This window comes from Streptomyces sp. HD, assembly GCF_028369295.1.
Classification (GTDB): Bacteria; Actinomycetota; Actinomycetes; order Streptomycetales; family Streptomycetaceae; genus Streptomyces.
In genome coordinates, this window is sequence record NZ_JAQMYP010000020.1 from 62,286 (window position 1) to 75,379 (window position 13,094).

Here is a 13,094-nt window from a genome sequence, read left to right on the forward strand (position 1 = left end):
CTCCAACCAGTCCCATTACGCCGATGCACATCGATTTACATCGATTTACTTCTGTCGAGCCTTGTTCCACCGAGGCTAACCGGCCCCGCCCTTCCGCAGCCCGGCGCGGGTACGCAGCTCCGACGCGTAGCCCGAGCCGATGGCGCATCCGGCGCCGGTGAGGGCGAGGGCGAGGACGGCCGGGTTGAGGTACCCGGGCACGTAACCGCTGTCGTAGCTGTCGTGGCTGTCGCCGTCGGTCGTCTCGCAGACGAAGCCGAGGGGGACGAACGTGACCGAATAGCCCGGCGTACGGCAGGGGCGGGGCGGGCTGGAGTCTGCGCCGCCGTCCTGCGCCGTCATGACCGCGCCGCACAGGATGAGCAGCCCCCACGCGTACAGGGCACAGGCGCCCGCGCCCGCGAGGGCGGCGAGGGAGCGCAGCACGACGGGAGCGCTGCCTCGCCATACACCCCGGTCGGACAGGGTTCCCGCGCCGTGGCCGCAGAGAGCGACGGCGGCTGCGGACGCGATCACGACGAGGAGCAGGAGCACCAGTAACACGTGACCTCCGGGCCGGTGGGCGTCACACGATGTCGGCCAGGCGGTCCACCTGGTCCGGGTCGAGGCCGTAGCAGTAGAGCATGACCTCGTCGGCGCCCAGGTCGGCGAAGGCGGTGAGGGCGGAGCGGATCTCGGCCGGGGTGGTGAGCAGGCCGGCGGTCATGCGGTCGGGTGTGCCGGTGAAGGCGTAGTACGCGTGCATCCGGGCGCGGGCGTCGTCGAGCACGTGCTGGGGGCCGAGCGCGACGTTCACCTGGGCCACCAGACGGGGGTCGCCGTCGCGGCCGTGGTCCTTCCAGAAGCCGCGGACCGTGTCGAACAGGCCGCCCGCCCAGGAGGGTGCCGCCGCGGCGAGGAAGCCGTGGCCCCAGCGGGCGACGCGTTCGAGGGCGGCTGGCTTGAAGCCGCCGAAGAGCAGCTCCGGGCCGCCGAGGCGGGCGGGCACCGGGCCGATCGGGCCGACGCCGTCGCCGTAGGGCTCGCCGTGCCACAGGCGGCACATCGTCGCCATCTGCTGGTCCAGGCGCCGGCCCCGGGTGCGCAGGTCGGTGCCGGTGGCGCGGTGGTCGTCCTCCCGGCCGCCGATGCCCAGACCGAGGACCAGGCGACCGTCGGTCATCCGGTCCAGGGTGGCCGCCTGCTTGGCCAGCAGGGCGGTGTCGCGCAGCGGGGCGAGCAGCACCTCGGTCTGGACACGGATACGGGAGGTGGCGCCCGCGAGGACGGACAGGGCCACCAGCGGCTCGGGGTTGTCGTAGACGAGCCGGTCGAGCAGGCCGAGCGTGCTGAAGGGCCCGGCGTCGGCGCGCCGGGCCCAGGTGAGCAGGGCGGTGGGGTCGCCGATGGGCAGGCCGATGCCCACGTTCGTACCGACGTTCATGAGGGAGCCTCCGGAATGAGGGGTCGACAAGGACAGCTGCCGCCCCTCCTGCACCTCGGCGGTCTCGATGAGCCTGCGTGAGGTGGGACGCTCCCGTTCTGCGGCGTGTTTCCGGGGGAGCGTCTCGTCGAAGTCGGCTCACTGTAGGGCGAGTCGACTTCACGGGACAATTGAATTTCAGCGGTGACGCCGTCACCCGACCAGGGCCGGCGAGGTCGCGCTCGCGCTGCACGAGGTCGGCGTCAAGGCCGCCTGACGGCGCCGAAGCCGCAGGCGCACAGGGTGACGATGCCCGTGTAGTACGAGGTCGTCCTGCCCTGGGACACGCTGTACGTGGTCTTTTTCTCCCGGCGGTTCGGCTTGCCGCACCGCGGACACGGCCCGGCGACCGGGGCGCCCCAGGGCGTGGACGGATCCAGACCTACCATCGCGATGACCAGCAGCACCGGGCAGATCCCGGCGAGGCCGACCCCGATCCCACGCCACACGGCGTCGCTCGACTCGCGTCGGTCGATCATCTCCTCGTACGAGTAGGAACCACTGCCGCCGCGCGAAGAGATGACGCACGTGTCGCCGCGCGTCATGGTCTGGTCGTCGCAGGCGGGCGGCTCTTTCGGGTCTCCGCCGACCGTCAGGGCCAGCAGCAGCCCGATCCCGCCCACCACCGCCGAAGCGATCAGCGCGGACATCCGGCTCCGTCCGCTTCGCCGCCGTTCGCGCTCGTCCCTGGCCTTGTTGATCAGTGCCGATGTCCGGTAGTCCAGCGTTGCCATGTGATCCTCCGTCTCGTCAGCGCCGGGAAGCGAGGATCAGCAGCAGGACCACGATCCCCACGGCGATCAGGCATCCGGAGCCGCCCCCGGAGGACCCCTTGCGGAACTCGACCATTCCGCCGGGGGCGATGTGCGGGTGGCTTCGGGCGTAGTGGGTCTCCATCGACTGCTCGCCCTGGGATTCGCTGCCCCAGGCGGTACGGTGCCCGCACTCGCCGCATCGGTACCGGTAGCTGTCGGCCATGCTGGAATCTCCTTCTGTGCTCGGTCGGTTCTGTGCTTGGTCGGTGGTGTGCTCGGTGGGTCCTGTGCCTGGTGGGTCCTGTGCCTGGTGGGTGTCTGTGCTCGGCGGGTTGCGTGTGGTGGCCGGCACGTCCGGATCCGGATGTTGGGGACGGCCCGTGAAATCGCCGTGAAAGCGTGAAATCGCCGTGCGAGAAGGGGCGGTACGTCAGTCCTCGTCCTGTTCGGCAGCCGTCAGGCACTCGGCGAGGGTGTGCAGGACGCACAGGTTCGGGATCCCGGACGCGACCGTTCCCCACACCTGCCACCGGTCGGCGGCGCGGACCGCGACGGAGCCGTTGAGGATCTCGATCCGCTGGATCTGCGCCCAGCGCAGGGACGTTCCCCGTGAGCCGATCTCCTTGCCGGTGATCCACACGGGACCGAAGACGAGCCGCGCCCCTTCGGCCAGCGCGTCCAGGGCCTCCGGAACCTGGGCCTCGGCGACGGCCCGGTGGATCTCGCGCCCCCACACCTCCGGCCGGCCGAAGTCGCCGGAGCGCAGTACGATCCGCTCACCGGCGACGTCGACGAGCACATGGGCGCGGGTGAGGCCCTGCGGGGACAGCACCCGGCGTCGGCGTACCACCGTGGTGTCGTAGCGGACGACATGGATGCGGTGCTCGATGGTGGCCGTCAGGCCGTACTCGTAGAGGTCCAGCCGCGCGCCTCCCTTCGCCCCTCTGCCACCGCCCGCCCGCAGCAGCCGACGCGCGACCCCCGCGGCAGCGGCCCGCGACACCCCGTCAACAGCGGCCCGCAACACCCCGTCGACAGCCGCCCGCAACACCCCTGCGGCTCCGGCCCGCCGCGTCCCTGCGACTCCGGCCCGCCATATCCCCGCTTCGGCGACCGGCGCCCGATAGGTGGCGCGCCGCCTGCCGAGCCTGGCCCGGCCCGCGGCCTCGGAGACCCTGGCCAGCAGCAACTCGTTGGCTCGGGCATCGGCGTGGGTGCCGTTACGGCCATCGGCGCCGTCACCGGCACGGTCATCCCCGTGGTCAGCAGCCCGGTCCCGGGCAGTCCCCTCGTTCACGCCGCACCCGCCCGACCCTGACCCTGACCCTGACCGTGGCCATGGCCACGGCCGTGATCCCGACCTTGACCGTGTCCCCGACCCTGCCCCTGCCCGCGACCTTGGCCACGCGTCTGCCCCTGACCTTGGCCACGCGTCTGCCCCTGCCCCTGACCCTGACCCTGGCCATGCGTCTGCCCCTGGCCCTGACGGTGCGTCTGCCCCTGCCCTCGATCCCCGTCGTCCCCCCGAAGAACCGACCACCGCGCCCGGCGCAGCAGGACACCCGGCGCCACCTCCAGCTCGTCGGCGAGTCGCGTGGCCGTGCGGTCGAACACGGCCAGTGCCTCGGCCCGGCGCCCGGCCCGCTGCAGCGCGTGCATCAGCAGTGCGGCGACCGGTTCGTTCAGCGGCTGGTCCAGAGCCAGCGCGGACAGGCCGGCGATCGCGTCGGCGACCCGTCCGAGGCTCAGCTGCCACTCCGCCTTCCGCTGCGCCAACGCCACCCGGCGCTCCACCAGCCGCAGCCGCTCCAACTCGGCCAACGGCCCCGGCAGTCCGGTCAGCGGCTCGCCCCGGAACAGCTCCAGCGCCCGGGAACACAGCCGCACCGCCTCCGCCAGATCACCGGCCCGCTCGGCGGCCCCGGCCGCGGTGACCAGGCCCTCCATGCAGGTCACGTCCACCTCGACCACGCCGGGCACCAGCCGGTAGCCGTACCGGTCACGCCGGATCACCGAGTCCGGGCACTCCCCGAGCCGCAGGCCCTTGCGGAGCCGGTACACATAGACCGGTACGACGTTTCCGCCGGGCGACTCCATCCCCCATACGCCGTCCAGGAGTTCCTGTCGGCTGACCGACCGTTCCGGGCTCAGCGCCAGCGCCGCGAGCACGGCCTGCTGCCGTACCGGACCGACGTCCACCGGCTGCCCGGCGAGCCACGTCCGCAACGGGCCGAGCAGACAGACCTGGAGCTTCGCGGTGGAGTAGGGGCCGGTTCGTGCCCGGGGCGCGGTGCCCGGTGGTGCCGCCTGTCCGCGCGGTCCCTGTCCCGGTACGACCAGACCGCAGTCGAAGGCGTGCACGATGGCGGCGGCCCGGTCGCGCAGCCCCAGCTTCAGCAGGATGCGCCCCAGTTGTCCCGCCACCACATGCTCGGGCAGCGCGAGCTCCGCGGCGATCTCGGCGTCCTCCAGGCCGCAGCCGAGTGCGTAGAGCACCTGGCGTTCCTGTGGGGTGAGGGCGGTGGCGCCCTGGCGTGCCCGGCATCCCTGGGTCGCGGTCGCGGTCGTCGTCGACATGGGTGGTTCCCCGTTCTCCGGACCGGTCGACGCAGCCGTCGTCCCGGTCGATCACCTCGATGTCATCGAAGTTGGCCGACGTGGAGGAAACGTGGACAGGGCATTGAAGAGGTCATATGTGACCGGTGCCCGGGCTACTGTCCTCACCTGCGGAAAGACGACAACTGCGGGCACAGCTGAAGGGGAAGGGCCGTGGCTGGTGGTCAGTGAGTTCGGCACGGTCCTGCGGCGGCTGCGCGTCCGGGAGGGCATGACCCAGGACGAGTTGGAGCGGCGTTCCGGCGTAAGCGTGAGCACCATCCGCGGCCTGGAGACCGGCAAGCGCTCCAACCCGCGCATGGCCACGGTGCAGCAACTGGCCGACGCGCTCGCCCTGAATCCCGCGGACCGCGATGAGTTAATACGCGCCGCCGTTCCCGGCACCCCGGGCGGCGGCTCCCCGGAGAACCCCCACACCCCCGACACGGACGCGCCGGGTCCGGAAGCCCTTGCTGCGGAGGGGGCGGCTCCGGAGGGATCGGCTGCGGAAGAACCGGATCCGACGGAGCCGGAGCCGGATCCGAAGTCGAAGCCCCCGTCCCCCGACCCCCTGTCCGACGCCACCGGTCAACTCGCGAAGGCGGTCGCCGCCCGCTGGCAGCGTGAGGAGGAGCAGCGGCAGATCCAGGACCCGTACCCGCTTCCCGTCCGCTGGCAGAACGCGGCCCCGAAACTCGTCGACCACTGGGCCAACATCCGCCGCCTCCCCCCGGGAGCCGCGAACGACGCCCTGGACCTGAGCGGGCGGCTGGAGCACATCGCCGACACCTACCGGGACATCCCCTCCGGACGGCTCGTCGTACTCGGCAGGTCCGGTTCCGGGAAGACGATCCTGACCCTGCGCTTCGTCCTCGACCACCTGAAGACCCGCACCCCCGACGAACCCGTCCCGGTGATCTTCAGCGTCGGCGCCTGGAACCCCACCACCGTCACCCTGCGCGACTGGCTCACCGAACAGTTGATGCGCGACCACCCCGGTACGGCCGCGTCCGCCCGCGGCCCCGGCAGGGCGAGCCTGGCCGCCGCGCTGGTCGACTCCGGCCGGGTGCTCCCGGTCCTGGACGGCTTCGACGAGATCGCCGAACGGCTGCGCCGCCCCGCACTGGAGGCGCTCAACGCCACCATCCTGCCCCTCCTGCTCACCAGCCGACCCGGTGAATACGCCGCCGCGGTCGCCGAGACCGACGTACTGACCGCTGCCGCAGCGATCGAACTCACCGACCTCACCCTCGACGACCTGGACGCCTACCTGCCCCGCACCACCCGCAAGACCAACCGGGCGAACCCGGACGAGGGCGCGTGGGACCCCGTACTGAGGGAGCTGCGGAAGCAACCCGCGGAGCCACCGGCCGACGGGCTGGAGGACGGACCGGCCGACCGGGCGGCGGACGGGTCGGAGCGCGCGGCGGCGGCGGTCGACGGGCCGGCGTCCCCTCTCGCCACGGTCCTCACGACCCCCCTGATGGTGTCGCTGGCCCGCACCATCTACAGCGACACCCCCGACCGCGACCCCGCCGACCTCCTCAAGCCCGAACTCTTCGGTACTCCACAGGAGTTGGAGGACCACCTCCTCGACAACTTCATCCCCACCGTCTACCGCCACCGCCCCCAGGACCCTCCGCGTGACTGCGACCCGGACCGCGCCCGCCGCTGGCTCGGCTATCTCGCCCACCACCTGACCCGGCAGAAGACCCCCGACCTCGCCTGGTGGCGCTTCGGCAACGGACTGCGCGGTTCCACCCGCACCCTCGTCACCGCCCTGGTGACGGGACTCGCCATCGGCCTCGTCGACGGTGCCGTCAGCGCCACCATCCGGCGCGAGTTCATCGGGCCTCTCGTGGACGCGGCCGTCGTAGGGCCCCTCGCCGGGCTCATGTTCGGGCTCGTGCACTGGCTGACGTACACGGCCAAGGGCAAACACGTCACCCCGTCCGCCGTACGCCTGCAGATCCGCGGCAGACCCGAGAACACCTCGTGGAAGGCCGGCCCCCGGCTGGTGATCGGCACGCTCGGCGGGGCGATGTTCGGATTCGCCTACGGGTTCGTGGTCGGCCTGGTGAAGTCGTACGGCTGGCGGGTCGACACCTCGGCGATGCTGCACATCGCGTTCGGCGACGGGCTCATCTACGGCCTGGTCTTCGGCGCCGGCACCGGGCTGGCGTTCTGTCTCCTCGGCCTCCTCGAAACCCCCCTCGACCTCGAATCGGCCGTCAACCCACGCACCCTGCTGACCACCGACCGGCGTACCGTGACCACCCAACTACTGGTGTGGGCCCCCACCTTCGGGGCCTCGGTCGGAGTCGGCATCGGAGTGGCGGTCGACCTCCTGCAGGGACCGCTGGGCCCACTGGAATGGACCCCCGAAGCCGGCCTTCTGCTCGGCCTCATCAGCGGTCTCGGCGCCGCCCTCGGCTACGCCCTCACCCTGACCGCCTGGGGCCAGTGGCTCGTCCTCGCCCGCATCTGGCTCCCGCTGACGGGACGTCTGCCCTGGGCCCTGGTCACGTTCCTGGACGACGCCTACCAGCGCGGCGTGCTGCGCCAGGCCGGAGCGGTCTACCAGTTCCGGCACGCCCGGCTGCAACACCATCTCGCCCAGCACCACCTGGCCCAACAGCAGCTCTCCCGGCACCACTTGGCCAGGAGCCGTCGCCGCTCCGCCCTTCACGACGATTTCATCGTCCCTCCCTAGCGTCTCGCGCCACAGCACCAGTCAGCACGTGCACCAGAACGTGGACCGAGACATGGACCAAGGCGTGCACCGAAACATGGACCCAGGGGGAACACCCATGCCGAAGACCAACCGACTCGCCCGCCGCGCCAAGAGGGTCGCCCTCGCGGCGGCGATGACGGCCGCCGCCGCCCTCACACCCACCGTCGCCCAGGCCGACGAGGCCCCTCGCCACATCTACGTCGAGATCGGCGGCACCGGCATCGCGCGGCCCGCGCCGCAGTGCACCGGGACCTTCTACTACGCCAACCAGCATCTGCCGGAGGGCGCCGAGGTCGTCCCCGTCTGCTACCCGGCCAGCGCCGGCCCCTGGCTCAACGGCCAGAACCAGCCGGACCTCACCGCGCCGAGCTACGACAGCAGCGTCGCGCAGGGCTACGACAACCTCCTGGCCGCCGCCGAGAAGACGCACCGCGACAACCCGGACGCCCGCATCACGATCGTCGGCTACTCCCAGGGCGCCCAGGCCGCCGACGCCGTACTGGAACTCATCGCGGGCGGCGGCACCGACATCCCGCGCGAACTGGTCGACGGCAAGCTGTACGCCGACCCGAAGCAGCCCGACACCGGCATGTGGGCCAAGGTCCCCAAGGGCCTCGGCGCCTTCGGCCTCACCTCGGCCGGCCCCGGCCCCCGCGAGTTCCCGGGCGTCCCGGTCGCCCGCTTCTGCATCCGCGGCGACCTGGCCTGCGACGCCACGAAGCCGGTCGCCGCGATCGACTTCTTCCTCACGGACGTGCACGGGCGATACGTCCAGGACGGCAACGTCATGGCCAGGACGATCGCCCAGGAGGGCCTCAACGGGGTCTATTGGTCGGAGTCCTGATGCCGGAGTCCTGAGGCGGGAATCCTGATGCCGGAGCTCTGATTGCCAGAGCTCTGATTGTCAGAGTCCTGGTTGTCTGAGAGAGGCCCGGGTCAGGAAGGTTCTGACCTGGGCCTTTTTCACCCCTGTCCTGTCTTATTCCGTCCTGTCTCGACCTGTTCCGATCACCTCCGCCCCGCGCAGCCCCGCTCCAGCACGACCGTCCGCATACCTCCCGCCCCGCTCTCCTCGTGCCGCACTCGCAGCCCCGCCGTACGGAGCTGCTCCAGCACCCAGGCGTGGGAGAGCCGCAGCTTGCGGTAACTGTGGGCGGTGAGCGTCCAGTCGGCGTCGGTACCGGCGCCGGTGGCGGTGCTGTCCCGGGTGTGGATCAGGTCGTGCACGACGACCGTGTAGTCGTTGTAGTCGTCCGGGTACTCCAGGAAGCAGGTCATGATCCGGTCCTCGGTGGCCCGCACCGGCAGGAAGCGGTCGGTGCCGGAAAGCGGGACCGTGAGATCGCGGTAGCCGAACACGGCCGTCCCTCCGGGCGCGAGCGCGGCGGCGACGTCGGCGAAGAGGGCGGCCACATCCCCGCGCGTCGGCAGATGCGTCAGCGTGTCCCCCAGACATACGACGGCCCCCGCCGACCCCGGCCGCACCAGCTCCCGCAACGCGGTGCGCACGTCCGCCCGCACCGGACGCACGGCGGGCAGGTGGGCGGCGTGCGCGGCGAGTTCGCCCAATAGCGGGCGGCTCAGGTCGACCGCGAGCACGGAGTCGAAGCCCAGCCCGGCCAGCGCGAGGCTCGTATGCCCCGGCCCGCACCCCAGATCCACGGCGAGCGCCCCGGCCACCGGCCCCGCCGCCGACTCGGGAGTCACCCCCCATGCCGCGAGGGAGTCACGCTGTACCGCGGCGAGTGCGTCGAGATCGCCGCCGAGCATCCAGGTGTAGTGCTCGGCGAGGAAACGGTCGTAGTGACGGACGGCTTGGTCGACGGGCTGGGCGGCGGACTCAACGACGGTTCCAGCGATTCCAGGGGGTTCAGCGAATCCAGCGGCGCCAGAGGCTCCAGCGGCGGCGGTCGTCGTGACGGTCGTCATCGGGGGACGGCTCCCTTCGGTCCGGCTCGGTCCCGCTCGGTCCGGCCAGGGCCGTGCTCGGTCCCGGCTCGGTCCGGCGTGAACGAGGGAAATGTAGGGCGCGGTACGGGAGTTGGGCGGCTCGGCCGAAGGAAATTCGGAGCCCCGGGAAGAATGACCGCCATGGACGACACTGATTCGGCGATCCTCACCCATCTCCAGCGCGATGCACGGCTCACCAACCGCGAACTCGCCCGCAGGGTCGGCATCGCGCCCTCCACCTGCCTGGAACGGGTCCGCGCCCTGCGCGCCCGCGGAGTGATCACCGGCTACCACGCGGCCGTACAGCCACGCCTGCTCGGCCGCACCCTCCAGGCCCTGGTCTTCGCCCGGCTGCGTCCCCTCAGCCGCGAGGTGATCCACGACTTCGAGAGCTATCTGACCCAACTCCCCGAGGTCGTCTCGGTCTTCGTGGTCTCCGGCGACGACGACTTCCTCGTCCATGTGGCCGTCCCGGACATCGAGCACCTGCACGCCTTCCTCATGGACCGCTTCAGCGCCCGCCGCGAGGTCGTGAGCTTTCGCAGCTCGGTGATCTACCGGCAGTCGGGCACACGCGTACTCACGCCCATCGCGACCGACTGAGCCGCCTCTGCGCGCACGCCCTCAGACGCCATCGAGCAGGGATATGAGCCCATGCTCAAGTTCCGGCCCCAGATCCTCTCTCCCCGGCGCGACGACGGCGTACGAGCGCTGGAGGAACCGCCGCAGAGCCGACGTACCGAATCTGACGGCCGCCATGCCGTGCGGTGCGTGGAACTCGATGACCGTGCGGGACCGCCCGCGCGGTCCTATCCGTACGTCCCCCAGCCCGGCGGCCCCGTCGAGCCCCTCCTCCAGGAGCGAGCGGGCGAACGTCCATGTCACCCCGGACCCGCCGTCCGAGACATGGGCGGGGAAGCCGATGCGCACGGCGAACGGGTCGGCGGCGTCGTAGCCCAGGGTGAGGCGTACGGACAGCTCCGGGTACTCCGGGGTGACGAGGCGGGCGCGGACGGGCTGTTCGAGGGCAGGGCGCATGGGTGGGTCGTCCTCTTTCGTCGTCGGTGTGTATGCGCTTTCTCGACCGTGCTGCAGGCCCGTTGATTACGCCGAACCGGACGCCGCACTGTGTGATCTGACTCACGCGAACCAATTGCTTGAGATTTTAGTCATCTACGCTGACAAACTCGTCCGCTGCTCATCAGCTCAGCAGGCAACTGGAGCGTTCCTGCCATGTCCGACGGTTTCCCCAAGGTGCCCGCCCAGGCGTCGCCTCCCGCGTCAGCCACCGCCTTGTACGCCCGTATCTACGAGGAACAGCAGCCGCGCCTGGTCGCCTACGCCCGCTCGCTCACCCGCAACAACCCGTGGGTTGCCGAGGACCTGGTGGCCGAGGCGCACTTCCGTGTGTGGCGCCGGCTGTCCGAGGGGCACGAGATCGAGAACGTACCGGCGTACCTGATGACGACGGTGCGACACCTGGCGGCGACGGCCGTCGGCGACACGCGCGAGACCCCGCACGATCCGCGGACCGCGGAGCGCACGGAGATGTCCGTCCACATGGAGGACGCCGCGGACCCGGCCGAACAGGTCTCCTCGGTCGACCTGTTGGTGCGGGTGCTGGGCCAGCTGCCCGAGCGCTGGGTACAGGCCCTGTGGCTGGCGGAGGCGGAGGGCCAGCCGCTGGAGACGGTCGGGCAGCGCATCGGCGCCAAGCAGGGCGCGACGGCCGTACTCCTGCACCGTGCCCGCGAGGGCATGCGCCAGGCCTTCCTGCGCTCCCAGACCGGTGCCCCTGACGACCCCGCCTGCGAGGTTCACTGGGTGCGCATGCCGGCGTACGTCCGCGGCAACGCCACGCCCCGCCAGTCCGAACGCCTGCTCGCCCATGTGGACGCCTGCGACGACTGCCGCGGCCGGCTCGCGGTCCTCATACGCGCCAACGACCGGTTGCCCGCACTGGTCGCCCCGGCCCTGCTGGTCTTCGCCGTCGGCGGCGCCGGCAAGTTCCTGCTGCCCTTCGCGGCCGGGTCCACCGGCGCCGCGACCGCCCTGAGCGGCCAGCTAGGCGGCGCCCTGCACACGGCCCGCCAGGCGGTGACCGGCGGCTCCGGCGCGAAGGTGCCGACGGCGATCGCCGCGGGTGCGACGGTCGCGGGGGCGGCCCTCGCGATGATGATCGCGCTGGGCGTGAACGACCCGTCCTCGGCCCCGGCCGCACCCCGACTGCCGTTGGCGGAGGCGCCGGTTGCGGCACGGCCGTCGGAGGGGCCGGTTGCTGCTGCGGAGACACCTCGGCAGGAGCGGGGGGAGCAGCGCCGGGTGGGTGACGGGGCTGAGTCTGTGAGGGCTTTGGCTGCTGGTGCTGGTGCTGGTGCTGGTGCTGGTGCTGGTGCTGGCGCCGGTGCTGGTGCCGGTGCCGGTGCCGGTGCCGGTGTCGATGACGGTGTCGATGACGGTGCCGGTGTCGATGACGGTGCCGGTGGTTCGGGCACGGCGGTGACGGGAGCGGGAACGGGAGCGGGGTCTGCGGCTGGGCCGGGTACTGGGGCTGGGCCGGTGGTTGAGGGGCCGGGTGCCGAGGGGCCGGGTGCCGAGGGATCGGGTGCCGAGGGATCGGGTGCCGAGGGATCGGGTGCTGACGAACCCGGGGTGCCGCCGCAGGCCGGGCCGGCGCCTGAGCCTGCGGCGCCTGAGCCGCCCTCGCAGGAGCCGGCGCCGGGAAGTGGTGAGCCGTCGGTTTCGGCGCCGGGTGACCCGGGGGAGGAGCAGCCGGAGGAGCCGGGGCAGGGGTATCCGGGGCACGAGACGCCGGGGGAGGGCAAGCCCGGGGAAGGCAAGCCTGGCGAGGAGAAGCCGCCGTACCCGGATCCACAGGACCCGGAGCCGCAGGACCCGGAGCCGGGCATGCCGGGCAACGAGCCGCCCGCAGCGCCGGCCCCTGACCCCGCGCCTGCACCTGCCCCCGAACCCGCGCCTGCACCTGATCCCGAACCCGCGCCTGATCCCGCGCCTGCACCTGATCCCGAACCCGCGCCTGACCCCGCGCCTGCACCTGCCCCCGAACCCGCACCTGATCCCGCACCTGCACCTGATCCCGAACCCGCGCCTGCACCTGATTCCGAACCCGCGCCTGCCCCCGAACCCGCGCCTGCCGCCACCCCCGCCCCACAGCCAACGCCCGAGGACCCCGGTAGCGATTGCGGGAATTGAGCAGAGGTTGGACGTGCGAACGGGCGGGCGGGCGAATGAGCTGCCCGCCCGACGGCCCGTCCAGCCTCTCCAGAACTCCCCTGTCCCTGCCATCCCATTCCGTTCCAGAATTCTGAACTCTGCGCACCGGGTTCAGAATTGAGATGGTGGCGACCGCCGCACGGCGCTACGCTTCTGAATTCCGGTAGAGGCGCGCAGGAATGCGCGCACGGGGGTATCGGGGGCGTCGTTATGCGTTCAGTCGTGACAAGGGTGCTTGCTCTGCCGCTAGTCGGGATGACACTGCTGGCCACGATGGGTGTGGCAGGCTGTGACGAGTCCGAGGCGTCCGGCTCCTTCACCCCGGTTTTCGCGCCCGTGACATTCACACTCGACTCGTCGGGGA

Annotated in this window: 12 protein-coding genes; 4 read left to right on the top strand and 8 right to left on the bottom strand. The window is 71.6% G+C overall.

Features of this window, described 5'->3' with window-relative positions; all coding sequences use genetic code 11:
* Positions 1 to 75: 75 nt before the first annotated feature.
* From POF73_RS20500 to POF73_RS20525, 6 genes are all read right to left on the bottom strand, one after another.
* Entirely contained in the window at positions 76 to 543 is a 468-nt protein-coding gene (locus tag POF73_RS20500; RefSeq protein WP_272117435.1) for a hypothetical protein, read from the bottom strand.
* A 22-nt stretch (positions 544 to 565) separates the two neighbouring features.
* Positions 566 to 1,423: an LLM class flavin-dependent oxidoreductase gene (locus POF73_RS20505; protein ID WP_272117436.1), complete on the bottom strand. Its 858-nt coding sequence runs from the start codon at positions 1,421 to 1,423 to the stop codon at positions 566 to 568.
* 242 nt (positions 1,424 to 1,665) lie between these two features.
* The gene (locus tag POF73_RS20510) at positions 1,666 to 2,196 is read right to left on the bottom strand and encodes a hypothetical protein (protein WP_272117439.1); all 531 of its coding nucleotides are present in this window, start codon (positions 2,194 to 2,196) and stop codon (positions 1,666 to 1,668) included.
* A gap of 16 nt (positions 2,197 to 2,212) precedes the next feature.
* Positions 2,213 to 2,440, bottom strand: coding sequence for a hypothetical protein (locus tag POF73_RS20515; protein WP_272117441.1), 228 nt, complete (start codon positions 2,438 to 2,440; stop codon positions 2,213 to 2,215).
* A 207-nt stretch (positions 2,441 to 2,647) separates the two neighbouring features.
* Positions 2,648 to 3,514 (bottom strand): DUF6585 family protein, encoded by an 867-nt coding sequence (locus POF73_RS20520; RefSeq protein ID WP_272117443.1) that lies wholly within the window; start codon positions 3,512 to 3,514, stop codon positions 2,648 to 2,650.
* On the bottom strand, positions 3,511 to 4,794 hold the full coding sequence (locus POF73_RS20525) for a BTAD domain-containing putative transcriptional regulator (protein ID WP_272117445.1): 1,284 nt from the start codon (positions 4,792 to 4,794) through the stop codon (positions 3,511 to 3,513). Before POF73_RS20525 ends, POF73_RS20520 begins: the two co-directional genes overlap by 4 nt.
* A 199-nt stretch (positions 4,795 to 4,993) precedes the next feature.
* Here POF73_RS20525 and POF73_RS20530 point away from each other — a divergent pair, with 199 nt between their 5' ends.
* Both POF73_RS20530 and POF73_RS20535 read left to right on the top strand, forming a co-directional pair.
* Positions 4,994 to 7,525 carry an XRE family transcriptional regulator gene (locus POF73_RS20530; RefSeq protein WP_272117447.1) on the top strand — a complete coding sequence of 844 codons (2,532 nt, stop codon included), beginning with the start codon at positions 4,994 to 4,996 and terminating at the stop codon, positions 7,523 to 7,525.
* A gap of 97 nt (positions 7,526 to 7,622) precedes the next feature.
* A complete protein-coding gene (locus POF73_RS20535) occupies positions 7,623 to 8,390 on the top strand; it encodes a cutinase family protein (protein WP_272117449.1) in 768 nt (255 codons plus the stop codon).
* A gap of 164 nt (positions 8,391 to 8,554) precedes the next feature.
* Here the strand turns inward: POF73_RS20535 and POF73_RS20540 are convergent, their stop codons facing one another.
* Positions 8,555 to 9,475, bottom strand: a complete 921-nt coding sequence (locus POF73_RS20540) for a methyltransferase domain-containing protein (RefSeq protein WP_272117451.1) — start codon at positions 9,473 to 9,475, stop codon at positions 8,555 to 8,557.
* Positions 9,476 to 9,637: 162 nt separating this feature from the next.
* Here POF73_RS20540 and POF73_RS20545 point away from each other — a divergent pair, with 162 nt between their 5' ends.
* Positions 9,638 to 10,099: an Lrp/AsnC family transcriptional regulator gene (locus POF73_RS20545; protein WP_272117453.1), complete on the top strand. Its 462-nt coding sequence runs from the start codon at positions 9,638 to 9,640 to the stop codon at positions 10,097 to 10,099.
* Between the two features lie 21 nt (positions 10,100 to 10,120).
* Here POF73_RS20545 and POF73_RS20550 read toward each other — a convergent pair whose 3' ends face one another.
* Complete coding sequence (locus POF73_RS20550; RefSeq protein WP_272117455.1) at positions 10,121 to 10,534, bottom strand: SsgA family sporulation/cell division regulator; 414 nt, start codon at positions 10,532 to 10,534, stop codon at positions 10,121 to 10,123.
* 195 nt (positions 10,535 to 10,729) lie between these two features.
* On the opposite strand from POF73_RS20550, the gene POF73_RS20555 reads away from it, so the two are divergent.
* Positions 10,730 to 12,709 carry a sigma-70 family RNA polymerase sigma factor gene (locus tag POF73_RS20555; RefSeq protein ID WP_272117457.1) on the top strand — a complete coding sequence of 660 codons (1,980 nt, stop codon included), beginning with the start codon at positions 10,730 to 10,732 and terminating at the stop codon, positions 12,707 to 12,709.
* The last annotated feature ends 385 nt before the right edge of the window (positions 12,710 to 13,094 follow it).